Consider the following 25,738-nt stretch of genomic DNA (forward strand, 5'->3'; position numbering starts at 1 on the left):
CCGAGCATGACCGGCTCGGCCCGGGGCGGGCGCACGACCCGCCCCGGGCCGACCGGCCGGTCGGAGGTGTGGTCGGGGGTGGACAGCGCACCCGGCCCGGAGGCGCTCGTCCTCCAGCTCGACGTCGTGGCGGGAGCGCTCGACGCCTGCCTCGCCGTCATCGGGGACCTCGCCGACGGGTTGCGGGAGATCGGTGTCCGGCCGGGGTTCGAACGCCTGCCGGGTGACGAGTCCATTGTGGACGGCACCTCGCTGATCGGCGCGTCCGTCCGGCTGTTCAAGGGCGAGTGGACCGCGTGGCGCGACGACTCCGACCACTCGCCCCGTTGGGGGCACGACGTGGCGTGCCCGCCGTCGCTGCGCACGATGCAGGCGAAGCGGGACGACGAGTTCCCGGCGTTCGCGACGGAACCCGATCGGGTCGGGCACGAGACCGACCTCTGCGTGGTGGTCGAGTCGCACGACCGCGCCGTGCTCGACGCCGTGCACGACGTCGTGGCCCGCTTGGAAGCCGGTCTGCGCCTGCGCCGGTCCCACCGCGGCACGCGCGACGCCGACGGCCGTGACCCGTTCGGCTTCCGCGACGAGATCAGCAACCTCCAGCACCTCCGCGAGCACGACCCGACCCGCTACCGCGGGCACGTGTTCACCACCGACCCGTCCGGCGAGGTCGACGGCTCGTACCTGGCGTTCCGCCAGTACCGGGCCCGCCCCGAGCGCCTGCCCGCGGACGGTCCGCTGCACCTGCCCGCGGGCCGCGGGCTGCCCGCGCGCTCGTTGTCCGCCGAGCAGGTCATGGGCCGGTGCCGCGCGTCGGGTCTCGTCGTGGAAGCCGACACCGGACGCCTCCTGCACCCCGAGCCGGACGAGGCACAGGGCAGCCGGGCGTTCCCGGTGGCCCACCTGCGCAAGGCCAACCCGCGCGGGCACGGCACGACGCCGTTCGGCGCCGACGTCCGGGTCCGGGACGCCCGCATCCTGCGCCGCAGCTACCCGTACACCAGGACGGTCGACGGGCGCGCGGAAGCCGGGATGCTGTTCCTGGCGTTCCAGGCCGACATCCAGGGCAGAGGCTTCGAGTTCATCCACAACGAGTGGCTGATGTCCGACTTCAACGGCGCGCCCGACCCGCTGCTGGCGCCCGAGTCCGGACTGGTGGAGCCGTTGACCGGCTGCTACTACTTCATCCCACGGGACCAGGCCGGCGTCGCCGGTGTGGTCCACCGCCTGCTGACGGAGCGAGGAGCATGACGGATCACGGCACTGTCGACGTGGTGGACGAAGGCCCGGCCATCCGCGCGACCGTCGACCTCACCGGCGTCGCGCCGCGTCAGGCGCTGCGCGCGTTCACCGACCCGGACCTCGTGCGGCGGTGGTGGGCGGGCGGCGCGCTCACCGCCCGGCTCGAACCCGGCGGCGAGTACGTGGTGCGGTTCGACGCGCTCGACCAGACCCTGCGCGGCTCGATCACCGAGTACGACCCCGAGCGGACCCTGGCGTTCACCTGGGCGTGGGACCACGAGCCGGACGAGCCCGCTTATGCCGTCACGGTCATGGCCGAGGAGACAGCCGACGGCGGCCGGATCACCCTCACCCACGGGACCTACGAGGATTCCGAGGCAGGCCGTGCGGCGGCGGCGTCGCACCGGGAAGGCTGGGAGTACTTCCTCCCCCGGCTGGCCGGTGCGCTGCCGCCGGCGGACGGGCCCCGCTGACGTCCTGTCGTAGGCGCACCGCCCGCTGTTCACCAGCGGGCGAGCGCGTCCACGAGCCTGCGCAGCCACGTTGCGGCGTCGCCCTCGACGCCGGGCCGCTCGGCGCGGAAGTTCTCCCAGTCGACGTGGAGACGGAGGTCGAGCACGGACGCCCAGGTGAAGCTGTCGGCCTCGGCGCCCAATTCGGGGCGGATCAGGTCGCGGACCAGGTCCAGTGACACCGCAGTCCGCTCGGCGAGCAGCACGGCGTCGTACAGGTCCTTGCCCTGCGGGTAGTTGTCGGTCGCCAGCCACTGGAGCTTCCAGGCCAGCGACAGGGCGGGCGACGCGGCGAGCACCCGCGTGCCGAGAGGCGGGACCTCGACGTCGACCGGCGCGTCGGGCAGGTCCTCGTTGAACACCAGGTCCACCTGCACCGCGCCCTGCGGGAGGCCGTCGACGTCGAACGGGAACACCAGCCGCCGACCCGGCACCCGCTCGTAGGTCCAGATGTGCTCGGCCACCACCTGGTCGGCGCGCAGGCCCGGACCGGGCTCGGCGCCGACGGCGGCCACCAGCCCTTCCAGCATCGCCCGCGCCTCCGGGCCGTCCGGGGCGAAGGTCTTCGGCACCACCACGAAGTCCAGGTCACCGGGTTCGCGGGCGACCTCGCCGAGCCAGGCGCGCAGGGCGACGCTGCCGCGCAGCACCAGGTTCCCCGCCCACGGCGAGGCGGCCAGGACCGCGAGCACGTGCGCCATCGCGGCCCGCCGTGCGGCCGACCAGCGGGCGCCTTCGGCCGGGTCGCCGAACACCGGCTCGCCCGCCCGGAAGGCGTGGTCGAAGTGCTTGAGCGCCGGGTCGAACACCTGCTGCTGCCGGACGTCCCGGCCCTCGGCCGCCAGCGGGCGGAAGGTCGACGGCGTGCCGCTGCCGTGGGACACCGCGCTCCCGAGCAGGTCGTCGCGCACGGTCTGCCGATCGCCCCACCGGGTGGGTTCGAGCCACCCGCGGTCGACGTGCAGCGCGTCGTCGTGGACGACGTACTCCTCCTCGACCTCCAGCACCTCGTACCCGCGGTCGCGCAGCACGGCCAGCAGCGCGTCGAGCCGGGTCCGGGCGGTGGCGAGGCCGACCCCGCGGCACCGCTGCGTGACGAACCGCTCCTCGTGCCGGCCGTGTCGCCGCCGGGCGTTGCGCGACACGTTCGCCCCGTTCTCGGCGATCGCCCACCTCAACCGGTCGACCGCGTCGCGGTCCCCGGAGGGCAGCAGCACCTTCACGTGGTGCTCGAAGTACAGCTCGTCGGAGGCGTCCAGGTCGGACGCGGGCACGCCCTCGTTCCACGGCGCGGCCTCGATCTTGACCCGCAGCACCCCCAGCCCTTCCGCGGCCAGGTCGGCCCGCCACCCGTCGACGAGGCGGTGCAGGTCGTCCAGCGTGCCGCTGCCCTGCACCGTCAGCATCGGCTGGGACGGCGTGTCGCCGCCGTCGAGCAGGATGTGGGTGAACTTCCCGCCCCGCCGCGAGGCGAACGCGGCCAGCGCGTCCGCCTCCTGCGCGGAACCGGTCAGGTGCACCTCGAAATCACCGGAGAACATGCCCCGAATACTGTCAGCCCACCTCGAACGGCCGGAAACGCCTTTTCGCCCGTTCCCGTTGGGCGACGGGACTTCGCGATCACAGCAGCCGCGGGTCGACGTGGACCTTCGGTCCGGGGCAGGCGCCCGCGACGGGCTGCCCGGCCAGCACGTCCGCGACCTGGTCCAGGCCGACGGTCGCGGCCACCAGCGGGCGGGGATCGACCGTGCCGGCCGCGTAGGCGGCGATGGTGTCGTCCAGGCCCGGTGAGGCGGACAGGACGCCGACGGCGGTCACGTCCTTGAGCGCCAACGTCCGGGTGTCGACCCTGCTGGGGCTGCCCGCCAGTCCGATGTAGACGATCCGGCCGGCCGGTTCGACCAGGTCGAGCGCCAACGCCGGGAGGTGGGCGGCGTTCGACGCGTCCACGACGGCGTCGAACGGCAGGTCCGGCAGCGCGCCTTCATCCCAGGTGTGCTCGAAGCCGAGGTCGCGCGCGAAGGCGAGCGACTCGGCGGTACGGCCCATCAGGTGCACCTCGGCGCCGGCGGCACGCAGGAACATCGCGGTCAGCAGCCCGATCGTGCCGGGTCCCAGCACCAGCGCCCGGTCGCCGGCGCCGACGTCGGCGGCCCGTGCGGCGCGCAGCGCGTTGCCACCGGGCTCGACCAGCGCGCCGAGCACCGCGTCGACCGGGTCCGGCAGGCCGTGCAGCGACCAGGCGGGGACGGCGATCCGCTCGGCCAGGGCACCGGGCCGGCCGTCGCGGATGCCGACTTCCTGCCGGCGCTCGCAGACGTGCCGCCGCCCGCGCAGGCAGCGGCGGCACGTACCGTCGCCGAGCATGGTGTCGCCCATGACGCGGCGGCCGAGCCAGGACGGGTCGACGCCCTCGCCGATCGCGGAGACGGTGCCCGCCCACTCGTGGCCCAGCCGCAGCGGGTAGGAGCTGTGGCCCTCGTGCAGGTAGGCCATCTCCCCGGTGAAGAACTCGACGTCCGTGCCGCAGACGCCGACCCGCTCGACGTCCACGACCGCTTCACCCGGGACGGCCTCCGGCGCCGGGACCTCCCGCACCTCCGCCTCCCGGGGTGCGGTGAGCACGAAGGCGCGCATGGTGCGAGGTCTCACCGGGGGCCGATCACGTGCTGCCGCTGCCTGCCCAGCCCTTCGATGCCCAGCTCCACCACGTCACCGGGCCGCAGCCAGAGCTGCGGGGTGTGGCCCATGCCGACGCCGGGCGGGGTGCCGGTGTTGATCAGGTCGCCGGGCTCCAGCACCATGAACTGGCTCAGGTGGTGCACGATGAAGTACGGGTCGAAGACCATCGTCGCGGTGGTGCCGGTCTGCCGGCGGATCCCGTTGACGTCCAGCCACAGGTCCAGCGCCAGGACGTCGCCGACCTCGTCCGGGGTGACCAGCCACGGGCCGGCCGGGTTGAACGTCTCGGCGGACTTGCCCTTGCTCCACTGCCCGCCGCGCTCCAGCTGGAACGTCCGCTCGCTCACGTCGTTGACCACGACGTAGCCGGCGATCGCGTCGCGCGCCTCCTCCACCGAGTCCAGGTAGCCGGTGCGCCTGCCGATCACGATCCCGAGTTCGACCTCCCAGTCGGTCTTGGTGGAGCCGCGCGGGATGCGGACGTCGTCGTTCGGGCCGACGAGCGTGTTCGGCGACTTGGTGAACAGGATCGGCTCGTCCGGCACCGCCTGGCCGGTCTCGGCGGCGTGGTCGCGGTAGTTCAGGCCGATGCACAGGATCTGGTGCGGGCGGGCGATGGGCGCGCCGATCCGCTCGCCCGCGAAGCGGGACACCCGGCCCGCCGCGGCGCGGTCGGCGACCACGGGACGGACGCGGTCCAGGCCACCGCCGCCGAAGAACTCCTCGTCGAAGTCCCGGACGACGTCGGACAGGTCGACGTAGGTCTCGTCGTCCAGGCGGGCGACGGGCTTCTCGGCGCCGGGCGCGCCGATGCGCATGAGGTACAAGGGGTTCGCTCCAGGGTCGGTGGTGAGGGGTTCAGGACGCGGCGGCGTTCACCGGGCACCGCCGAGGTTCCCGAGCAGGTCGCGGATCTCGTCCACGGCGTCGATCAAGGCCCGCAACGGCGTGCGGTAGGTCAGCGCGCTGACGCTCAGCGCACCCGAGGGTGTCGTGGGCGAGGTCGCGTACACGGGCAGCGCGACGCAGTTGACGCCGGGCTCGTTCTCCTGGTCGTCGGTCGCGTAGCCGTGCTCGCGGACCTCGACCAGGTCGCGGTGCAGCTCGTCGACCGTGCAGCGGGTCCGCGGGGTGCGGCGTTCGAGGTCCGCGGCACCGACCCACGCCGCGACGTCGTCCCGGGTCGGCAGGTGCTGGGCCAGCAGGAGCTTGCCGACGCCGGTCGCGTGCGCCGGGTTGCGCCCGCCGATGGTCGAGGTCAGCCGGACCGCGCCGGTGGGCGGGTCGACCTTCTCGCGGTAGACGACCTCGCGGCCGTCGAGGACCGCGTAGTGCGTCGTCTCCCCGAACCGGTGGGCCAGCGACTCCAGCACCGGACGCACGCGGACGTGGTCCGGGCGCGCCTCGTGGTGGGCGAACGCCATCCGCAGGAACTCGTCGCCGAGCAGGTAGCGGCCACGCGCGTCCTGGTCGGCCAGACCGGCGCGGCGCAACGACCCCAGCGCCCGGTGGACGGTCGGCTTGGGGCTGCCGATCACCCTGGTCAGCTCCTCCAGCCCGACGCCCTCGGGATACCGGGCCAGCTCCTTGAGGACGGCCAGCACGCGGTCGGAACCGACGAGCCGGCTCTCGTCTAGCGGAGCCACGTCCTCGGTTCGGGGTGCTGTCGCTTTCGCCGACAGGTGGTTATCGTTCATTGCATTCCACAAGTTAGACCATCGTGTCGATAGTTGGAAGGTGGTCGCACGTGACACTCCGGAGCGCCCAGTGGTACGCGGGAGACGACCGCAACGCCTACATCCACCGCGCGTGGATGCGGCGAGGCGTGCCCGACGACGCGTTCGACCGACCCCAGATCGCCATCGCCAACACCGCCTCGGACCTGACCCCGTGCAACGCCCACCTGACCGAGGTCGCCGCGTCGGTGCGCAACGGCATCTACGAGGCCGGCGGGATCCCGCTGGAACTGCCCGTGGTGTCGTTGGGCGAGACGCAGGTCCGCCCCACCGCGATGCTCTGGCGGAACATGGCCGCGATGGCCACCGAGGAGATGCTCCGGGCCAACCCGATCGACGGCGTGGTGCTGCTCGGCGGCTGCGACAAGACCATCCCGTCCCTGCTCATGGCCGCCGCCTCGGTCGACCTGCCCGCCGTGGTCGTGCCCGGCGGCCCGATGCTGACCGGCACGTTCCGCGGCGTTCCGCTCGGGTGCGGCACCGACGTGTGGCGGCTGTCCGAGGAAGTCCGCGCGGGCACGCTGTCGAACGAGCAGTTCACCCGGTCGGAATCGTCCATGATCCGCAGCCGGGGCCACTGCAACACCATGGGCACCGCCTCCACGATGGCCCTGGTCGCCGAGGCCCTCGGCACCGTCGTCCCCGGTGTCGCCGGCACCCCGGCCCCGGACAGCCGCCTGCTGGAGGCCGCGCACGGCACCGGCCGCCTGGCCGTCGACATGATCACCGCCGACCGCAGGCCCAGCACGTTCCTGACCAAGGCGTCCTTCCACAACGCCATCGTCGCCCTGGCCGCGATCGGCGGCTCGACCAACGCCGTCGTCCACCTGCTGGCCATCGCGGGCCGCCTCGGCATCGACCTGACGCTGGACGACTTCGACCGCATCGGCTCGGACGTGCCCGTGCTGGTGGACCTGCAGCCCGCGGGCCGGTTCCTGATGGACGACTTCCACCGCGCGGGCGGCCTGCTCGCCGTGCTGCGCGAGGTCCGCGACCTGCTCGACCCCGACGCGCTCACCGTCACCGGACGGCCGCTCGTGGAGCACCTGGGCGACGCGCCGATCTGGGACCCCGAGGTCATCCGCACCCGCGCGACACCGCTGGTCGAACACGGCGGCATCGCCGTGCTGCGCGGCAACCTCGCACCGCGCGGCGCGCTGATCAAACCGGCCGCCGCCTCACCCCACCTGCTCAAGCACCGGGGCCGGGCCGTCGTGTTCGACTCCATCGAGGACTTCCACGCCCGCGTGGACGACCCCGACCTGGACGTGGACGCCGACTCCGTCCTCGTGCTGCGCGGCTGCGGCCCCAAGGGCTACCCCGGCATGCCCGAGGTCTCCAACATGCCGTTGCCGAAGAAGTTGCTGGGGCAAGGCGTGCGCGACATGGTCCGGGTCTGCGACGGCCGCATGTCCGGCACCGCCTACGGCACCGTCGTCCTGCACGTCGCTCCCGAGGCAGCCGCGGGCGGTCCGCTCGCTTTGGTGCGCACCGGCGACGTGATCAACCTCGACGTCGAAGCCCGCCGCATCGACATCGAGGTGCCCGACGAGGAACTGGCCGCCCGCACGCCCGACGACGCCACGGTCGCCGGCTACGCCAACCCCCGCCGCGGCTGGGAACGCCTCTACGTCGACCACGTGCTCCAAGCCGACACCGGCGCCGACCTCGACTTCCTCCTCGGCTCCAGCGGCTCGGAAGTCAGCCGTGAATCGCACTGACCCGGCCGAGACGACCACCGCCCGGACCGCCCTGATCACCGGTGGCGGCAGCGGCCTCGGCGCCGCCACCGCCGCACGGCTGCGCACCGACGGCCTCCAGGTGACCACGCTCGACCTGACCGGAGCCGACGTCACCGCGGACGTCACCGACGAGGCCGCGCTGCTCCGGCTCGCCTCGCGGATCGGACCGGTCGACGTGCTGGTGAACTCCGCGGGCGTCGTCGGCCCCAACAAGCCCCTGGTGGAGACGACCGCCGAGGAGTGGCGCCGGGTCCTCGACGTGAACGTGCTCGGCACCGTCAACACCATGCGCGCCTTCGTCCCCGGCATGCGCGAGCGCGGCTGGGGCCGCGTGGTCAACATCGCCAGCATGGCGGGCAAGGACGGCAACCCGAACCTGTCCGCCTACTCCGCGTCCAAGGCCGCCGTCATCGCCCTGACCAAGTCCGCCGGCAAGGAACTGGCCACCACCGGCGTGCTGGTCAACGTCATCGCCCCGGCCGTGATCGCCACCCCGATGAACGACGCCACCGCACCCGAGGTCCTCGCCCACATCACCAGCCTGATCCCGATGAAACGCGTCGGCCGACCGGAGGAGGTCGCCGAACTGATCGCCTTCCTCTGCTCCGACCGCCTCACCTTCTCCACCGGCGCGGTCTACGACATCAGCGGTGGCCGCGCCACCTATTGAGAGGACCATCGGCCTACCCACGCGTTCCGGTGCGGCGTCGTGGGCGAGCAGGGCGATCTGGGTCCGGTTGTTGAAGTCGAGCTTGGTGAGCATCCGGGAGATGTGGGTCCGGTTCCGGGCTCCGAGGCGGTGCCAGCGAGGTGGTCTACCCCTGGAGGCACCTCTGGGACGACGACGGCATCGACGACCTGCGGGACAACTACGTGGACCTCGTCGAGTTCTTCCAGGAGACGGCGGCGTCGGGTGGGGCACTGATCCGGGAGATCAGCTTCTGACCGCGCAGGCCGTCGACGGTCACGGCTGCCGCTCGGCCCAGCCCCGTTCAACCGCCCAGTCACCCGTGAACTCGTCGGCGGCGGGCAGGGTGAGGAGCGAGACGGCGGACAGGGCGACGACGAGCCCGATCGACACGGCCCAAGCGCGAGAACGGGTTCCCGACCGTCCGGCGTGGTCCTGGACCGCGTCGGCAGGACGAAGCCGCGTCTGCGGCAGTCGGCGGTCGGCCGGCCTCAGCACCCACGACGCGACGGCGAACGCGGAGAACATCAGCGGCGGCCCCCACGACACGGGCCCGTCACCGACGGCCAGGTGCGACACCACGGCGCCCCACCACCGGAACAGGACGCCCGCGTAGGCCCATTCCTTGAGCACCACGAACGCGGGGACGGCGATGGCGACGGCCGCGCCGAACTGAATCCGCGCGGTCGTCGCGGCGTCGGCGGGCCCGAACCGCTTGCGCCGTGCCTGCACGTGCTCGCGGGCGCGGTGCGCCGCCTGCCGTGCCGTCGCCACGGACTTGCCCACCGCGGCGGCGATCTCGTCGTAGTGGAAGCCGAACACCTCGCGCAGCACGAACACCACGCGCTCGTCCGGTGTGAGCGTTTCGAGCACGACGAGCATCGCCATGGACACGGACTCGGCGAGCACGACGTCGGCCGACGCGTGGTCCTGCTCGATCAGCACGGGTTCCGGCAGCCACGGGCCGACGTAGTCCTCGCGCCGTCGTGCGCTCGCCCGCAACGCGTTGAGCGCCTGACGGGTCACCAGCCGCGCCAGGTACGACTTGGTGTCCCGCACCGTCGCGAGGTCCACCTCGGCCCACCGCAGGTAGCTGTCCTGCAGCACGTCGTCGGCTTCGGTCGCCGAACCGAGCACCTCGTACGCGATCGTGAACAGCAGCGGCCGCAACAGGGTGAACCGCTCGGCGTGGTCGTCGGTGGTCATGGCGACGTGACGCCCCGCTGCCGACCGGGCCGAGGGCCGCCCTTGGGCCAGATCGTGGAGCCGGGCTTGCGCACCTCGCGGCGGATCCTGCCCACCCACAACCTGCCGGCGAACTCCTTGATCGCCGCACCGGCGCGGCCGCCGACGTGGAGGTTCACCGGGTGGTCGTCCCGGGTCAGTGCGCTGTGCTCAGACATGCCTCTCAAGACACCGTGGGCACACCCGAACGTGACATCACGGGCTGTGACCCGACACACAGGTGCGGCCGACAGCGGCGATCAGGCCTCGCGCCGCTTCAGCTGTAGCGGCGTTCGAAGTTGTTGAACGCCGCTTCCTGCGCCCACTGCAAGGCTGCCTTCGCGTTCGCGTCCAGGAACGCCCGGCACGTCGCGCTCGGCTCGGGCGCGCCGAGCTGGTCCCGGGCGCACGGCGTGGCCGGCGTGTAGTCGTCCGGACCTCGCCACAGCCGCTCGCCGTCGAGGAAGGCGTGGTCCAACGACGTGCGGGCCAACGTCTTCAAATCCCCGTAGCGCAGCCGGTAGTCGGTGGTGGCGCGGGCGTACTCGCGGGTCAGGTCGGTGCGGGAGATGCCCTCGTCGTCGGTGGCCAGGGCGATCGGCACGTCGAAGGACCGGTAGGTCGGGAACGGGTGCTCCCAGCCGGAGACCTCCAGGATCTGGGCGTTGCTGGTCAACGGGCTCTCCACCATGACGTGCCGCGCGCGCATCAGGCGCATCAGCTCGGGCCAGTCGTCCTCGTGGAGCACGTCGACGGCGTGACCGACGCGCTCGGCCCGGCCCACCTCCACGGCCTCGCGGATGTGGTAGGTCAGCTCCTCGGGCTTGACCAGGCCGGGCACCAGCTCACCGGCGTGCAGCGTGATGTGCGCCTTGCCGTAGGCGCCGCGCAGGTAGGCCAACATCCGCATGTGCAGCCGGTAGTCGCGCAGCGACACCTCCCCGTCCTCCGGCTGCACGAGGTTCAGCGCGACGTTGCGGCCGTCGGCCTCGGCCAGCTCGAAGCCGTAGACCATCGAGGTGAACACCGCGTTCGGCTCGCTGTTGCGACTGACCTGGTGGATGTAGCGCACGGTCATCCCGCAGCCCGGTGACGCCTGCTCGGTGCCGCAGCCCAGCAGTTCGCGGTAGCGGGCCTCGTCGCGATCGGTCTCGGCACGGGCTGCGGCGACGATGCCCGCCAGCCTGCCCTCGGCCAGGACCTGCCGGTGCATGGCGGCGAAGTCCTCGTTGAACTCCACACCCTGGGCCAGCTCGAACACCGCGCCGCCCTGGCGGGTGGTCATGGTCTCCATGTACGACTCGTGCTGCCGGCCCGCCTTGTCCAGCACGTCGGCCAGCATCTCCGGCCGGTGCCCGCTCGTGATGGCGCCGGTCTTGCCGAACGCGGCGAAGAAGTGGTCGTGCCCGCTCTGCCCGGCGGACGGCCGGAAGCCCTCCATCGACCACTGGCTGATCACTTCGGCGCGGAACGCGGGGTCGGTCTCGGCGTCGGCCGCCGGGCGCTGTCCCGCACCACACGGTCCCGCCACGGCCTTGAAGTCGGCCAGGTTCACGCACATGCCGTCCGCCGCGGCCAGTGCGATCAGCGTCTCGGTGGTGACCGCCCCGGACAGGTGCGTGTGCAGGTCGCCACCCTTGGGCAGCTCCCGCAGGAACGCGTCCAACCGCGCCGGGTCGTCCCGGACGGTGTCCAGGTACCGCTCCACCCCGGACTCCCCCGCCACCGCGGGCGCCACACCGACGAGCAGGCTCGACGCCAGCAGCCCGACGGCCACGACCGACAGCCCGGCCAACCCGGTTCGCAGTGCCCGCACGGTGATCTCCCGAGGCTCTCGTGGCGTCCCGCCGCCGAAACGCGGCCCGATCCATTGAGTCCCAGCCGTGCGGGGGCCGCAATCCGCAACGGGAGGTTCAACAGGACGTGTCATCCGCCGGAGTTCGTCGGTGCGCTGCGTGTCCGACGGCCGTTCCCCGACGGAGGTTCACCACACCGCGGGTGGGTGAACCGTGCGAGTGTCGTCACCGGCATCCTCATGACACGGCACTTGGTAGAAAGACCGTCAACCCTTCCGGAAACACGCACACGCGCCGCCGAATGGAGATCATCATGGACGACACCGACCAGCGGGGCCCCGGGCGCGGGACGATCCAGCGGATGGACAACGTCGCCATCGTCGTGGACGACCTCGCGGCCGCGAAGGCGTTTTTCACCGAACTCGGACTGGAGCTGGAAGGCGAAGCGACCGTCGAGGGCAGCGCGGTGGATCGCCTCGTCGGGCTCGAGGGAGTCCGCTCGGACATCGCGATGATGCGCACCCCGGACGGCCACGGACGGCTCGAGCTGACCAAGTACCACTCGCCGTCGGGCCCGGCCGGCGACCCGCTCGCCCCGCCGAACACGCTGGGCGCACACCGCGTCATGTTCGCCGTCGACGACATCGCCGCCGTCCTCGACCGCCTGCGGCCGCACGGAGCCGAACTCGTCGGCGAGCTGGTGCAGTACGAGAACAGCTACCGGCTCTGCTACCTCCGCGGCCCCGGCGGCATCATCGTGGCGCTGGCCGAGCAGATCGGGTGACCGACCCAGCGTCGGAAACAGGGGCACACCGCTGCCGCTAACGACTCGACAGGAATCCCACAGGCGACGCACAGGAACCGGGTTCAGGGTGGACGGCATGACGCCGATCCACGACCGCGGGCTCGCCTTCGACCTGGCCACGTTGACCCGCAGGCGGGCGCTCACGCTGCTCGGCGGTGTGGGGCTCGCCTCGCTGACCGCGTGCTCCACCGGCGGCACCGCGCCAACCACCGCCCCGACCACCGCCGCGGACGAGTGCCGGGACGTGATCCCGCAGGAGACGGCCGGCCCGTACCCCGGCGACGGGTCGAACGGCCCGAACGTGCTCACGCAGTCCGGCATCGTCCGCGGCGACATCCGGACCAGCTTCGGCACGGGCTCGCGCACCGCCGAGGGCGTGCCGCTGCGCATCGAGCTGACCGTGCTGGACAACGGGTCGGGCTGTGCCCCGTACGCGGGCGCGGCGGTGTACTTGTGGCACTGCGACATCGACGGCAAGTACTCGCTGTACTCGGAAGGCCTGACGAACGAGAACTACCTGCGCGGCGTGCAGGAGGCGGACGCGTCCGGCCGGCTCGCGTTCACCAGCGTCTTCCCCGCCGCCTACCCCGGCCGGTGGCCGCACGTCCACTTCGAGGTCTACCCCAGCCTGGCCGAGGCGACCAAGGCCGGCACGAAGATCACCACGTCCCAGCTCGCCCTGCCGGAACAGGTCTGCAAGACCGTCTACGGCACCCCTGGGTACGTGCAGAGCGTGCGCACCATGGCGCGGACGTCGATCGAGGACGACACCGTGTTCCGCGACGGCCACGACGAGCAGCTGGCCACCGTCACCGGTGACGTCGACGCCGGCTACACGGCCGCGCTCACGCTGGCGGTGTGAAGGTTAGAACGCTCCTGCCACTTAACCACGGCCAAGCACCCATTTGACAGCGATAGAAGCATTTCTCACCGACATGACTTTAAACACCTGTTTCGTCGATTTGTCGGACTTTCCACGCCGACTTGTTCGAACCCGCCGGATTGAACCGCAGACTAAGCCACTCCCTCGCCAACTCTATCGCGCTATAGGGAGCAATTATACGAGATCCAAAGCATAGCACCTGGCAGTCATTTGAAAGAACGGATAGTCGCACTGAAATAATATCATGACATACTGCCGCTCGGACTCCTGACAGCCGGTTCACTGCGATACAAACACCAATCCCGGTCCCGCAAACTAGCAAACCACGGATACCCGAGGCCTCGGCAACAGATTTTCCCAGCCGACGAGCAATGACGGCGTAGTTGCCATCAGCAGGAGTGGGCAGGCGTGTCACAAGGAAAGATGCTCTTAGACTTTCACAAAGCACATCCGCTAGTTCAGTTCCCACAATATCCGAGCCGACCAAAAGGTTCTCCGGCTTTTTTGTCGCCGCATTATTGATGAACATTTACTACAACTCCCACGGGCTTGACCAGCCAAGAATGACCGTCATGCGAGAGTGCTCGCACAACGTCTACACCAATATTTTCACTTCGGCCAAGGTGCCGAAGCTCGACTTCAACAAAATCACCCTTGTTCTCGATGGCTCTAACAACTGCATCCCGACACTTGAACTCAATTGAAGGAACATCTAGGGACACTTCGCTAACAAGCTTAATTACGAGCTCATCTTTCTCGGTCGATACGAGAACTTCCAGGGTCAAGATAAGCGGCTCCATCAGGTTGAAGGAATGTTCCCACCGATTGTCGAACCCTTGTTCCAGATCACCGATCATGGCAGCGCTGGACTGTGTAGATCCGTCGAAAAAGATCGCGAAATTTTGATCACCACCCCGACCTTCACGTGACAAGGTGACAAGACACCGAGTTGTATCGCATACTATCAGTCCATAGTGAGGTGTGCTGTAGTAACCTCGTACCTGCAATCGGTCTCCCACGTTCTGCTCACCTCGTAGGCTAGCCAAAGGCAGGATAGTTTCTTCGACCAGGTTACGGATCGTATTCGGCGTGAAACCGATGTCTGCCTCGCGAAGCGATACGTGTGGCGAATATGGATGGATCAGAAGAATCCTGGCTTTAACGTCGACATTTTTCTTGAAGAGCTCTTCGAGAAGTTGCGTAAACTGCCATTTTTGTGACAATGAGATGGATTGAACCCTCAGCTCTTCGTGTACTGATGTAATATCTAGTTTAGAGAACAGTTTTCCTCTCGGACCAAAGTCGACCGCGCTCGCGGTCACCTGGCCGACTGCACGGACTACTTCCTCATGAATCGCTGAGCGAAAACTTCCTTCGCGCTCAGAGTCAGTATGGAGATCAAAGACCTCGTACACCGCATCTAATGTTGGGTTGAGTTTTTCCGACACTAAAGAGGTAACCGCGAATCCGATTAAGGCGCCAGCGAGGCCGGATAGCGCATTTTGAATGCCACGCTGGGAAGGGTCGGTAAACAACCAAGCCGGACTAGTAATCAAAAGGAGTCCTGAGGCTAATACAGCATATGCGACAGCGATCCGCACACGTCGTTCCGCTGTATACTCCCGATGACCTCTCATACTGCTTCACCGTCCGGGTTGTGGTCTGTTCGAAGCACATGGCAGGCCAAAATTTTGCCAAACACTCGACAGTCCACTAGTTTCTCCTGAAACGCGACAAATTATCCCGCTCAAGTGCGACTGCGACGCAAGCGGGGGTAGACCGACTATACGCCGTATGGCGCGAAGAATCGCCTCATGAGTCACCGTCACGGTCGCTCGGTTGTTAAAGACCGACGGCAGAGCCATGGCGACCCGGGAAATAATCGCTTCAGCGGACTCTCCACCTGGATAGCTTAGTAGACTTCCTATGCGCCACTCGGCATAATGTGTAGGAAACCGCCGCTTTATCTCCGATTCCTCTAGCCCGCTCAGTTCGCCAATGCGCGCTTCTGACAGAAGTGCTGAGGTCGTGATCTGGGAACCCCGCTGGATACCTTCGGCGAGGATTTCGGCCGTCTGGACCGCTCTAAGCATAGAAGAAGCTTGGAACTTCACGCGCTCTTCGTTGAAAATAGGATGCAACTCTGGTGCTGTCAATTTCGAAGCAGCGACCCCTTCTGCGCACAGGGGAGAATCAATCTCGCCGCCCTGCCAAATCCTATCCATGTTCATCTGAGTTGGAGCGTGTCGTAGTATCAGTGATACTAAGTTCATATGGCATACCCATCTTCGACAATAGGGACCCATATGTTGGGTCCATCTGTCGGTACCTTTATATGATCTACAGCCGTTCGCATTGCACGCGCTCCTGTACGCGGCCCTTCGGGATGATCAAAAATAGCCGATCCAGCTGTATACCCTGCCGGCAGACCGGGCGACAGTTTATGCAAGTAAGGAATGGTGGCTGGGGAAACAGATCCGGAATGAAGAGGAAGGCACTGGTTGAACCGTTCGATTGGATTTGCACATGCTTCCAAGAAAGATGACGTTTCCGTAGGCGAGTAGCCAAAGGATCCAAAAGTGGAAGGCAAAACCGCTGCTGACGCGCCCGCATACCGTTGAATTTTTAGCCAAAGAGCGAGCGACAGTCCATAGCTTTCCAGTCGGGACGCAACCGTTTGATAGGTGCCGTGCACGATAATAGGAGTTTCAGGTACCCTCGTCCGCAGGAATGAAACGACGTCTTGGCCCTGCAACGCTGGAGCTACTAGAAGCATATCAGCGCCGCATTCCATGGCAGCTTCGATCCTTTTTTCTAGGTCGACCATTGGGCATATCACGTTAGCGACATACCGTTTGGACTCACCTGTCTCGTTTTTAGTACGACTTATAGCTGCGGAAACCATTCGGTAGCGCTTCGCATAGTCAAACTCAGGATGCGTAGCCGATAGCTCGTCATCCTTAATTATGTCTGCACCGCCTAGCGCGGCTTCGTATGCCAAATATGCGGCTTCAGAAGGCTCAAGCGGGCCAGAAGGCTTGATGGGAGCGCAAACGAAAGATCGTCGACCGAAATCGGCAACCAGCCTGTCTACAAAATTCGGTGGCCCCTGGAACTTCGGGTTAGGCTCAACTGGCAGTGAAATGTCTTCCAAGCGCAGCGCGGACACCACCGCTAGATGTTGGCACTCGCCAAGTGCAACGTTCAGGATCTCTACTATTCCGGAATCAGGAGTCAAGTTTTCGTAATCTATAACGACTCTTGCCGCCGATCGCCCAACGAAGGTTTGATTGACCGGTCGAGCGTGATATAGCGGAAGCGAATTTCCGCGCGCTTCAACGGTATCGACTGATACGACGAAGGCCTTATTGGCCTCTCTGGATCGATTGGATATTCCGCCCCATGAACGGCTATGACCGCCGCTTTGTTCTCTAGCGATTTGCTCAGCGACGAATCTGGTGTTTAGACAAGATTCAAGATAGTATGTTGCGCGCACCTGCACTCTCCAATGCGGAATTCAATCGGCAATACTTTTCAGGCAGTGAAATTTTCCGCTATCGACACCTGCCTTCTATGTAGTTCAACTATCACAGTGATCGATCGATTGGCAAACTCGAAGTTCACGCGTATTGCAACGATCTGGACTGGTCGCGATAGTTCTGTGCTGGTCAAAGTTATCATCGTCTGTCGCGATGACGCGTTGCGGCCAGCAGGGAGTTATCACCCGATCGAGGAAGTCGCGGCCAGCTTCGGTAACAAGATGAATCGTCGCGTGCGCTGCGCGTAGTCGGACGTGACGCAGCGTTCACGTGCTGTTACTTAAACGTAGCGCCTCGTAGAACGGTGTAGATGCTTCTGTTCCGGACATCGGCAGCCTCGAAGCGGCATACCGTAGGAACCTGAATTGGTACTTCCTGTTCGCTGATGCAGATGACATCAAACTTAAGAGGGCAGTGCGGTTGCCGTAAGGACTGCTCGTCGCTCCCGCAGCGACCACTTACTCGCACGGTTGACTGGTAGAAAGCTCGACTATGCTCGAAGTGGATGTTGATGACATCCGAGAGTGCGCAAAATGGTTCGCGAGCACGGACCGCCGCCTCAGGCAGGCGAGAACGATGAACGGCTTGATCTCGATTCGACGAGCGCCGGAGTGGGTCACCTACCCACTGTGGGGGTGCAAGCACGGTGATTCGATTTCGACACACTACTCGGCTGAGCGACTGGCGAGGGACTACGGAGTTCCTGACGATCTCGCTGCATCCATCGACGCGTCAGGTGGTGAGTTCAGGACGTCTACGGCCCTGTGAGCGTCGCAGGTGCGGGTGTCACACCGCATACGGCGACCGCGCGCTCGGCGGTTGAGTTCGGCGTTCTTGCCGTCATTCACGCTGCCGTGTGTGGAGAACATTTGGAGCAGGTGGTGGAGTTGAACAGCGTGCGACGACTTCGAACGGGTGTGAACGGCACCGGTTGACTTGTTGGTTCTCCGTTTGCGCTGGTCGGAGCACTTGTCGAACAGCACTGGCGGGGTGAGGGGGTGGTGGATGATCCCGTCGCGACGGGTCAGGAGAGGGACAGCAGCAGGTGCAGGCCGACCAGCAGGCCGCACGTGACGGTGTGCACGACGGGGTTGTGGGCGAGCAGCGCGGCGAACTCGCGCAGGAACGCGCTGGGCAGGAAGTACCAGGCCGTGGGCGCGCCGATGATCTGCATGCGCAGCCGCAGCCGTCGAGCCAGGACGGCGGCGCGGAAGACGTGGAAGTTGTTGGTCACCGCGACCGCACGGCCGGTCCAGCCCCGCTCGGCGAGCAGTCGTGCGCTGTACTTCAGGTTCTCCTCGGTCGTGGTGGCGCGGTCCTCCAGCACGATCAGCTCGTCGGGCACGTCGCGGCGCAGCAGGTAGGCCCTCATCGCCGCCGCCTCGGACACCTGCTCGTCCGGCCCCTGCCCGCCCGAGACGACGAGCAGCGGCGTCCGGCCCGCGTCCACCTCGCGGTGGTACAGGTGCAGGCCCCGGTCCAGGCGGGAGGCCAGCAGCGGCGGCACGCGGTCGCCGATCAGGCCCGCGCCGAGCACGACGATCGCGTCGAAGCCCGTGCGGCGGCCGATGCTGCCGTACACGATCGAGTACAGCAGCAGGCTGACGAACAGGAACGCGACGTAGGCCGCGACGATCAGCAGCGACCCGATCACGGCGTCCACCACCGGCCCGGTGTGCGCGGTGGCGAAGCCGAACGCGAACACCACGCCGAAGATCGCGAGCCCGGCGAGCAGCGAGAGCAGGTTCGCCAGGCCGAGGCCTTCCCGGCGCAGCATCAGCACGCCGTTGGCGATCAACGCGCTCGGCAGCACGAAACCCAGCCCCAGCAGCACGGCGACGATCACGTACCCGACGACGACGGCGGACCACCCACCCTGCGCCGAGGCCCGGAACACCAGCCACAGCACGAGGAACACCAGCGTGACGCCGAGCCAGACGGCGTTGCCGAGCCGCCGCCGGTCGCGGATCACGCCGACCACGAAGAACAGGGCGGGCACGAGCGCCGCGATCCCGAAGATCATGCGGGCCAATGTAGACGGCCGGTGGTCACTCGAAGTCGTCGTCCCCGAGTCCGCTGTCGCGTTCGGACGCTTCCCGGTCCGGCAGCACGGTCGCCAGGTAGGAGCGCAGCGCGGCCGTGGTGCCGACGTCGCGGCCCGCGTTCTCGGAGAGGAACCAGCGGTGGACCAGCACCTCGTGGAACAGCTCGGCCGGCGCCAGCACGCCGAGGAGGTCGGGCGGCACGGCGGCAACGACGGGGTCGTAGACCTCGTTGCGCCAGAGGTGGCCGGCGGTGGTCTCGGGGACGGGTCCGCCGTCGCGCTGTTCGAGGTAGGCGCGGAAGGAGCGCAGGTCGTTGAGCAGGCGCCTGGCCTGGCCTTCCTGCACTTCCAGGCCGGTGAGCTTGAACAGCTCGCGGCGGCTCTGGCCGATCTCGGCGACCCTGATGTCGACGCGCAGGCGGGCGCCGCTGTCGGAGGTGACGAGTTCGACCTCGCCGACGTCGAAGCCGAGGTCGTTGAGCCGGCGGAGGCGTTCGGCGACGCGGTAGCGCTGCTCGTCGAGCCGGAAGAACTCCTCGCGCGTCACCTCGTCCCACAGGGCGGCGTAGCGCCGGGGCACGCTGTCGGCGACCTCGACCGGGTCGATGTCGGAGGGCAGCAGGCCACCGGCTTCGAGGTCCATCAGCTCGCCGCCGATGCGCTCCCGGGCCAGGTCCACGTCGTAGGTGCGCTGGCCGTCGGACAGCTGCGGGTGGCGTTCGACGGTCTCGGCGTCGACCAGGTAGGCGGCCAGGCCGCCCGCGTCGAGCCGGAACAGCGTATTCGACAACGAGCAGTCACCCCAGAACGTGCCCGACAGGTGCAACCGGACCAACAACTCCACTAACACGTCCACCAGCCGGTCGGCCGAGTGCTCGCCGCGCGGGCTGGAGAACAGGTACCGGTAGGACATGGAGTGCTCGAGGTAGCGGGTGACCAGGATGGCCTGCTGGTCGTCCGGCCGGTCGACGCACAGCCCGAGCACCGACACCGACGGCATGCCCTCCCGCTCCAGGTCGCCCAGCACGGCGTACTCGTGCCTCGCCAGCGACTCGGCGATCTCCTTGAGCGCGTACACCCGGCCCTCGCTGGCGACGAACCTCACGACGTGCCGCGAGATGCCTCGTTGGGGGACGGTCAGCAGCAGCTTCTCGTCCCACTCCTCCAGGGGCTGTGCCCACGGCAGCGAGAGCAGACCACCGGCCTCGCTGGCGGGTGGGCGGAAGAGGAATCGCATGTGCTCCCCGTGGGCCGGTGCGCGGACGACGCGAAACTACCCCGTTCGCGGCTCTCCGATCCAGCCGGCGTCCATGGAGAAACCTGTTCACATCATCATTCACCCGGACCCGCACACCCGCGGAAGTCCGACATGACCCAGCTCATACCCCGGCCGGTCGACCTACGCAGCTGACGACCACTGTCCGCCGCCGCCTCAGGGATCGTGGACCCGTAACCACCATGGCCGAACTATCGAGCCGGATTCGGGGCGGCCCTGCCCGTCGAACAGTTCACCGGACCGGGTCGACGTCGTCACCGCTCACTGCCGCGGTTCACAGAACCACGCGCCGCTGCGCGGTGTGCTGGAACCAGCCGTCGCACGCGATCCGCGGAACGCCGCGGTGACCTCGCGGGCACACGGCATCCCCGTCGGCTACGTCGTGCCGATGCACACGGACCCGCGGCCGCCGGCCCCGACGACCATTCGCAGCGCCGGTTCCCCTGGCAGCGCACCGCCAGGAGAAGAGGCCGACGCACCGACGGTTCTCCCGATTACCGGCTGTCACAGCCAGCAGTGCCACAGCCACTCGTAATGGGGAAGAGTCAGCGGAGCGCCGTTGGCATACCGCAGCACCTTGTCGTTCTCGTCCCGGACGCCCCGATCACGGGCATGATGAAGCAGATGCTCCATCAACGTGGGCGACATGGGCTGCCACCGCTGCGTCGAGCCCTTCTCCCGCAGCCGGACGAGTGACTGATCGGGATCCAGGTCGCGTGCCCGCAGCGCGAGCGCGCCACCGGTGCGGGCCGCGGTCTCGAGAGGGAACCGCAAGAGCAGGGCGTCCAACATCGGATCCGAACCCGTGCGTCGGGCCGCGGCCAGGACGAATTGGTTGCCGCGCCAGTACTCTGCCAAGAGCACCGACCCGTCCGGAGACGTGACTACCTCGAATTCGTCGCCGCGCGATTCGACAACGGTGAAACCGGTGACGACTTGGGTTCGGCACCCCGCCGCGAGCAGAGCGGCGGGGTGCGAGCCCACGTGGAGCGGTGTGGAAAGGAACGGTGCTCCGTTCGGACGTCCATCAGATCGACTCGACGGCGGTGGAGTACAGCCACCTGGCCAGTTCGGACCGCCGGTTCACCTTCAGCTTCCGGTACGTCCGCGTCAGGTGTTGCTCCACCGTGCTCACCGTGATGAACAGCTTGTCGGCGATCTGCCGGTTGCTGTACCCCCACGAGGCCAGCACCGCGACCCTTGTCTCCGCGTCGCTCAACGACCGGTTCCGGGCGCTCTCCGCCGGTGGCTGGTCGACCGCGGCCGCCGGTCGCGAGGTCCGACCGGGTGCCGGCGCGTCGCACTGCTTCGCGATCAGCGCGGCGCTGCGCAACGCCAACCGGGACTGGCTGAAGCTGCCCAGCTCGTGGTACGCCCACCCCAGGTCCGACAGGGTGTAGGCCAGTTCCAGCCGATCACCGGTGCTTTGCAGGGCCTCCACGGCCGTCCCGAGCATCACCACCCGGCGGTTGGGGTCGGTCGTCGCCGCGACGATCCGGATCGACACGGCGCGCAGCCGGGCGTCCTCCGGGTCGCAGAGCTCGCTCTGCTCCTCGGCCAGCTTGCGGGCGTAGTCGAGGTTGCCGAGCCTCAGCCACGTCTGGGCGGCGTCCGTGCGCCAGGGCACCAGCTTCGGCGAGTCGATGCCCCACTTGCCCATGAGTTCGCCCAACGACTGGAAGTCGTCCAGCGCCGCCTTGTAGCGGCCGGTGGCGTGGTAGTACAGGCCCCGCGCCCGCATGTAGTGCAAGCCGATCACGGTCTGGAACATGGCATCGGGCACCCGGGTGCGCAGTTGGTCCAAGGCGTCCTCGACCCGGCCTGCGGCCAGGTGCGTCCGGACCAGGGTGCCTACCGGCAGGCCGATGACCACACCCCAGCCCTCGGTCGGCAGGGTTTCCAACGCGACCTTGCCGTGGCGCTGGGCTTCCCCCAGTTCGCCGCGCCGCAAGGCGATCTCGGCGCGCATCGCGGACAGCAGGGCGTACCACGTCGGCACGTGACGGCCGGAGACCTCGTCCATCAGGCGCTTGCACGACGACTCGGCGTCGGCCAGCCGACCACCCGCCATCAGTGCGGTGAGAGCGCCGAGGGTCTGCATGAGGGTGTGTTCATCCAGCCTGCCGGTCTGGAGCACGCGCTCGGCGGTGGCCAGGCCCTTCGCGTCGGGTCGGCCGACCTCGTCACCGGTCGGCAGGAGGTCGGTCAGGGCGAGCGTGCGGGCGTGGTGAGGCCGGCCGGCGGTCTCAGCGGCGGCCGGCCTCAAGAGTGCCCTCGCCCGGTCGATGTGGCCGAACCACGCCAGGAGCTGGATCAGCATGCCCACGTGCCGCTCGGTGAGGTGGCCCGCGTGGGCCGCCTCGGTCAGCTCGTCGATGTGCGCCGCCGCGGCGGACGGGTCGGCGCGCCACTGGACGCGGGCGATCATGGCGGTGGTCGTGGCGCGCTGCCGCTCGCCGCCGCCGGACTGCCTCGCGAGCCACAGGAGGGCGCGCGCGTGGTCCACGTCGTCCTCGGTCAGCGCCTGCTCCGCCGCTTCGTGCAGCACGGGGATCAGGTCCGGCTCGACGGCCGCGCCGGCGTGGACGAGCTGGCGGGCGATGCTCGCCGCGCCCGAACCTTCGGTCCGCAGCAGCGTCGCGGCACGGCGGTGCAATTCCGTGTGGTGGGCGGACGGGATGCCGTCGAGCACGGCCGCGCGGGTCGTCGGGTGGCGGAACCAGCCACCGTCGAGGACGCCGCACTCGTTGAGCGCGACGGTCGCCCGGACCACCGACTCCGGCTCCACGTCCGCCAGTTTGCCCAGCAGCAGGGACGGGCACGGCTCGCCGAACACCGCCAGGCCGCGGGCCACCTCGCGCATCACCTCGCACACGTCAAGACAGCTCAGGACGGCGTGGGCGAACGTCGGGCCGATCTCCAACTCGCCGGCCGGTCCGGTCTCCCCGTTGTCCTCCGCCAGCGCGCGGATCAGCAGCGGGTTGCCACCGGTCGTGTCGTGGCAGGGTTCGGCCAGGGCACGCGCGCGGTCGACGCCGAGGTGTTCGGCCAGCAGCGCCGCGACACCGTCCTGGGACAGCGGGTCAAGCCGGATCCGGCGGCACAGCGGCAGGCCGGCGCGGAGCAGCGGGTGGCGCGCGCCCGCGAAGAGGCCCTCGTTGAGCACGATCATCACGCCGCCGGACCGCACCCGGCGCAGCACGGTGGACAGGCACTCCAGCGACTGGGCGTCGGCGTCGTGCGCGTCGTCGACCCCGATCAACAGCGGCGCGTCCGAGCCCTCGACGAGGTCCAGCAGCGCCATGCACAGCTCGTGGTGGACGACCGGGCTGACCGTCGTGCTCCGCGCGGCCTCCGCGAGCAGCCACGAGACGTGCACCGACGCCTGCGCGGACAGGTGTGCGCAACGGAAGATCTGACCCAGCACACCGAAGGGAACGGTGCGTTCGGCTCGGCATCCCGAAGCAGAGAGGAACACCGCGCCGCCGTCCACCGCCTCCTCGGCGAATAGTTCGAGCAGTTCGGACTTGCCGGTACCGACCGGCCCGCTGACGACCGCCATCCGCCCCTTGCCGCCTCGGCATTCGGCGAACAGCTCGCGTAAGTCGGATAATTGCGTTTCCCGTTCGAACAGCATTGAGGTCCCCTCCCCGAAACCACTGGATGGTCCATCTGCGTCGAATACTGCCTCGACTTACTTACCGCCACCACACCGGGCGCGACCACGGCCAATCCGCACACCACCGGGCCGGGCCATACACCCTGCGGGCAGCCGACCGACGGGGCGCCCTAAGCCCGACCCTATCCGGTCGACCTCCACCGTCGCCCTCATCACATGGATGTCTACCACAATTGCGACTTGCCGCCACGTGGTCCGCCAAACGAACCCGCCGTTCGAGAATCACCCGATCCGCCGACGCGGAGTAGCCACTCGTTCCCGCGAAAAGCGTCCGGGTATGACGACCATTCGGCCGCCATCCCGGACGCGAACTCGCGAAGTGGCGTTCACCCGTTCGCCGGCAGGCTCCTCAGACCGCGGCCTCCGGGGTGGCGACCGGGGGTGTCTCGGCGACGGGCGTCGGAGCGGGCTTCTTGAGCGTCAGCGCGAGCAGGCCACCCAGGAGCGCACCCGCCGCGGCGACGTAGCCCGCGACCTTCAGGCCGTCCAGGAAGGACGAGCCGGCGTTCGCGATCACCAGGATGATCGCCAGGCCGACCGCCGCGCCGATCTGCAACGCGGTGGAGCCCAGTGCCGACGCGACGCCCTGCTGGGAGGCGTCGACACCGGACGACGCGGCCACGAAGATCGCGGTGAAGGCGAGACCACCGCCGAAGCCGTACAGGACCACGCCCGGCAGCACGGCCCAGTAACTGCCGCCCGTGCTCATGCCCGCCACGAGCGCGCCGAGGCCGACGGCGTAGATGATCATGCCGACCGCGAGGCCCGCGCCGACGCCGAACTTCGTCAGCACGGTGGAGGCCACCTTGCCGCCCGCGATCATGGCGAACACGCCGAGCGGGAGGAACGCCAGACCCGCCTCGAGCGCGTTGTACTGCAGGGTGTTCTGCATGTAGATGGTGAAGATGAAGTAGCCGGAGCTCAGCGCGGCGTGGTGCAGGAAGGCCACCGCCATGGCGGTCACCAGGCTGCGGTTGCGGAACAGCGTCACCGGCGCCAGCGGGTCCTTGGTGGTGCGCTCGATGACGAAGAACGCGATCACCAGCACGACGCCGAGCAGGATGGCGCCCCAGGCGCGGATCGAGCCCCAGCCCACCTCGGGACCGCTGACGAGCCCGAACACGACCAGCGACACACCGACGGTGGCCACCAGCGCGCCGGGGAGGTCGAAGCCGCCGCCCGTCCGGACGGCGGCGTCGGGCGCGATGAGCTTCGGCGCGACGATCGCGGCGATGACGGTGACCGGCACGACGATGAAGAAGACCCACTCCCATCCCATGCCGTGCGTGATCACACCGCCGAGCAAGGCGCCGGCGGCCAGACCGCCACTGCCGGTGGAACCCCACACGGACAGGGCGCGGTTGCGCTCCTTGCCCTCGGGGAAGCGGGTCACGATGAGGGTGAGGACGGCCGGGAACAGCAGCGCACCGCCGATGCCCTGGACCGCACGGGCGGCGACCAGGACTGCCTGCTCGGTGGCCAGGCCGCCCACGAGGGACGAGATCCCGAAGACCAGCAAGGCGCCGATGAACATCCGCCGGGCGCCGAGGCGGTCGGCGGCACGGCCGCCGAGCAGGAGTAATCCGCCGAACGCGACCGCGTACGCGCTGACCACCCACTGCAACGACTGGTCCGAGAAGCCGAGCGCGCTGCCGATCTCAGGCAACGCGACATACACGTTGTTGTAGTCGATGGCGATGATGAACTGCGCCAACGCCAGGAGCGCGAGCCGGAGACCGGACCTGCTCGATGTCGGGTTATCGGTAGCGACCACAGCTAGGAACTCTCTTCGTCACAAGGGGTGCCCCCGCGCGGGTGCGCCCAGGGCCGGGAAGGGGTTGATCACGGCGTCTTCGACGGGACCGGACTACATGCCGTTCATTGACTAAA

23 protein-coding genes are annotated in these 25,738 nt (G+C 68.3%); 7 read left to right on the plus strand and 16 right to left on the minus strand.

The genetic code is table 11. The annotated features are described in order from the left end of the window. Nucleotides 1–6 precede the first annotated feature (6 nt). Entirely contained in the window at nt 7–1,251 is a 1,245-nt protein-coding gene (locus ADK67_RS25730; protein ID WP_197289609.1) for a Dyp-type peroxidase, read from the plus strand. Further along, nucleotides 1,248–1,715: an SRPBCC family protein gene (locus ADK67_RS25735; protein WP_053719067.1), complete on the plus strand. Its 468-nt coding sequence runs from the start codon at nt 1,248–1,250 to the stop codon at nt 1,713–1,715. The genes ADK67_RS25730 and ADK67_RS25735 overlap by 4 nt, the downstream gene beginning before the upstream one ends. A 29-nt stretch (nt 1,716–1,744) precedes the next feature. On the opposite strand, the gene ADK67_RS25740 is transcribed toward ADK67_RS25735, so the two are convergent. From ADK67_RS25740 to ADK67_RS25755, 4 genes are all read right to left on the minus strand, one after another. Next, the gene (locus ADK67_RS25740; protein ID WP_053719068.1) at nt 1,745–3,295 is read right to left on the minus strand and encodes a nucleotidyl transferase AbiEii/AbiGii toxin family protein; all 1,551 of its coding nucleotides are present in this window, start codon (nt 3,293–3,295) and stop codon (nt 1,745–1,747) included. A 79-nt stretch (nt 3,296–3,374) separates the two neighbouring features. Beyond that, entirely contained in the window at nt 3,375–4,391 is a 1,017-nt protein-coding gene (locus ADK67_RS25745) for a zinc-dependent alcohol dehydrogenase (protein WP_053719069.1), read from the minus strand. Between the two features lie 11 nt (nt 4,392–4,402). Beyond that, entirely contained in the window at nt 4,403–5,263 is an 861-nt protein-coding gene (locus tag ADK67_RS25750) for a fumarylacetoacetate hydrolase family protein (RefSeq protein ID WP_053719070.1), read from the minus strand. A 48-nt stretch (nt 5,264–5,311) separates the two neighbouring features. Beyond that, nucleotides 5,312–6,082, minus strand: coding sequence for an IclR family transcriptional regulator (locus tag ADK67_RS25755; RefSeq protein WP_053719071.1), 771 nt, complete (start codon nt 6,080–6,082; stop codon nt 5,312–5,314). 101 nt (nt 6,083–6,183) lie between these two features. Between ADK67_RS25755 and ADK67_RS25760 the strand changes: the two genes are divergently transcribed. The 3 genes from ADK67_RS25760 (at nt 6,184) to ADK67_RS54755 (ending at nt 8,859) form a co-directional block, all read left to right on the plus strand. Next, nucleotides 6,184–7,893, plus strand: a complete 1,710-nt coding sequence (locus ADK67_RS25760; RefSeq protein WP_053719072.1) for an IlvD/Edd family dehydratase — start codon at nt 6,184–6,186, stop codon at nt 7,891–7,893. After that, nucleotides 7,880–8,584, plus strand: a complete 705-nt coding sequence (locus ADK67_RS25765; RefSeq protein WP_053719073.1) for an SDR family NAD(P)-dependent oxidoreductase — start codon at nt 7,880–7,882, stop codon at nt 8,582–8,584. The genes ADK67_RS25760 and ADK67_RS25765 overlap by 14 nt, the downstream gene beginning before the upstream one ends. Nucleotides 8,585–8,724: 140 nt before the next feature. Next, nucleotides 8,725–8,859, plus strand: coding sequence for a DUF1877 family protein (locus ADK67_RS54755; protein WP_269436028.1), 135 nt, complete (start codon nt 8,725–8,727; stop codon nt 8,857–8,859). 19 nt (nt 8,860–8,878) lie between these two features. On the opposite strand, the gene ADK67_RS53860 is transcribed toward ADK67_RS54755, so the two are convergent. The 3 genes from ADK67_RS53860 to ADK67_RS25780 form a co-directional block, all read right to left on the minus strand. Continuing rightward, nucleotides 8,879–9,808 (minus strand): sigma-70 family RNA polymerase sigma factor, encoded by a 930-nt coding sequence (locus ADK67_RS53860; RefSeq protein ID WP_157620831.1) that lies wholly within the window; start codon nt 9,806–9,808, stop codon nt 8,879–8,881. Further along, a complete protein-coding gene (locus tag ADK67_RS25775) occupies nt 9,805–10,005 on the minus strand; it encodes a hypothetical protein (RefSeq protein WP_053719074.1) in 201 nt (66 codons plus the stop codon). The genes ADK67_RS53860 and ADK67_RS25775 overlap by 4 nt, the downstream gene beginning before the upstream one ends. Nucleotides 10,006–10,103: 98 nt before the next feature. Continuing rightward, nucleotides 10,104–11,642 (minus strand): adenosine deaminase family protein, encoded by a 1,539-nt coding sequence (locus ADK67_RS25780; protein ID WP_053719075.1) that lies wholly within the window; start codon nt 11,640–11,642, stop codon nt 10,104–10,106. A 293-nt stretch (nt 11,643–11,935) separates the two neighbouring features. On the opposite strand from ADK67_RS25780, the gene ADK67_RS25785 reads away from it, so the two are divergent. Both ADK67_RS25785 and ADK67_RS25790 read left to right on the plus strand, forming a co-directional pair. Beyond that, on the plus strand, nt 11,936–12,406 hold the full coding sequence (locus ADK67_RS25785) for a VOC family protein (RefSeq protein WP_157620832.1): 471 nt from the start codon (nt 11,936–11,938) through the stop codon (nt 12,404–12,406). A gap of 97 nt (nt 12,407–12,503) precedes the next feature. Continuing rightward, nucleotides 12,504–13,289, plus strand: coding sequence for an intradiol ring-cleavage dioxygenase (locus ADK67_RS25790; RefSeq protein ID WP_053719076.1), 786 nt, complete (start codon nt 12,504–12,506; stop codon nt 13,287–13,289). 79 nt (nt 13,290–13,368) lie between these two features. On the opposite strand, the gene ADK67_RS55400 is transcribed toward ADK67_RS25790, so the two are convergent. From ADK67_RS55400 to ADK67_RS25815, 9 genes are all read right to left on the minus strand, one after another. Next, nucleotides 13,369–13,839 (minus strand): RpiB/LacA/LacB family sugar-phosphate isomerase, encoded by a 471-nt coding sequence (locus ADK67_RS55400; protein WP_082403768.1) that lies wholly within the window; start codon nt 13,837–13,839, stop codon nt 13,369–13,371. After that, a complete protein-coding gene (locus ADK67_RS51175; RefSeq protein WP_157620833.1) occupies nt 13,826–14,911 on the minus strand; it encodes a hypothetical protein in 1,086 nt (361 codons plus the stop codon). The genes ADK67_RS55400 and ADK67_RS51175 overlap by 14 nt, the downstream gene beginning before the upstream one ends. A gap of 42 nt (nt 14,912–14,953) precedes the next feature. After that, nucleotides 14,954–15,616, minus strand: coding sequence for a histidine phosphatase family protein (locus tag ADK67_RS55405; protein ID WP_082403770.1), 663 nt, complete (start codon nt 15,614–15,616; stop codon nt 14,954–14,956). Then, nucleotides 15,580–16,806: a RuBisCO large subunit C-terminal-like domain-containing protein gene (locus tag ADK67_RS49330; protein ID WP_197289611.1), complete on the minus strand. Its 1,227-nt coding sequence runs from the start codon at nt 16,804–16,806 to the stop codon at nt 15,580–15,582. The genes ADK67_RS55405 and ADK67_RS49330 overlap by 37 nt, the downstream gene beginning before the upstream one ends. 1,067 nt (nt 16,807–17,873) lie before the next feature. Beyond that, complete coding sequence (locus ADK67_RS25795) at nt 17,874–18,872, minus strand: YdcF family protein (RefSeq protein ID WP_053719077.1); 999 nt, start codon at nt 18,870–18,872, stop codon at nt 17,874–17,876. Between the two features lie 25 nt (nt 18,873–18,897). Beyond that, on the minus strand, nt 18,898–20,130 hold the full coding sequence (locus ADK67_RS25800) for a DUF4032 domain-containing protein (RefSeq protein WP_053719078.1): 1,233 nt from the start codon (nt 20,128–20,130) through the stop codon (nt 18,898–18,900). Between the two features lie 543 nt (nt 20,131–20,673). Further along, nucleotides 20,674–21,153, minus strand: a complete 480-nt coding sequence (locus ADK67_RS52715) for a tyrosine-type recombinase/integrase (protein WP_053719079.1) — start codon at nt 21,151–21,153, stop codon at nt 20,674–20,676. Nucleotides 21,154–21,196: 43 nt separating this feature from the next. Then, a complete protein-coding gene (locus ADK67_RS25810) occupies nt 21,197–23,806 on the minus strand; it encodes a helix-turn-helix transcriptional regulator (protein ID WP_063797726.1) in 2,610 nt (869 codons plus the stop codon). 391 nt (nt 23,807–24,197) lie between these two features. Further along, the gene (locus ADK67_RS25815) at nt 24,198–25,622 is read right to left on the minus strand and encodes an MFS transporter (RefSeq protein ID WP_082403772.1); all 1,425 of its coding nucleotides are present in this window, start codon (nt 25,620–25,622) and stop codon (nt 24,198–24,200) included. Nucleotides 25,623–25,738 lie beyond the last annotated feature (116 nt).

This window comes from Saccharothrix sp. NRRL B-16348, assembly GCF_001280085.1.
Lineage (GTDB): Bacteria > Actinomycetota > Actinomycetes > Mycobacteriales > Pseudonocardiaceae > Actinosynnema.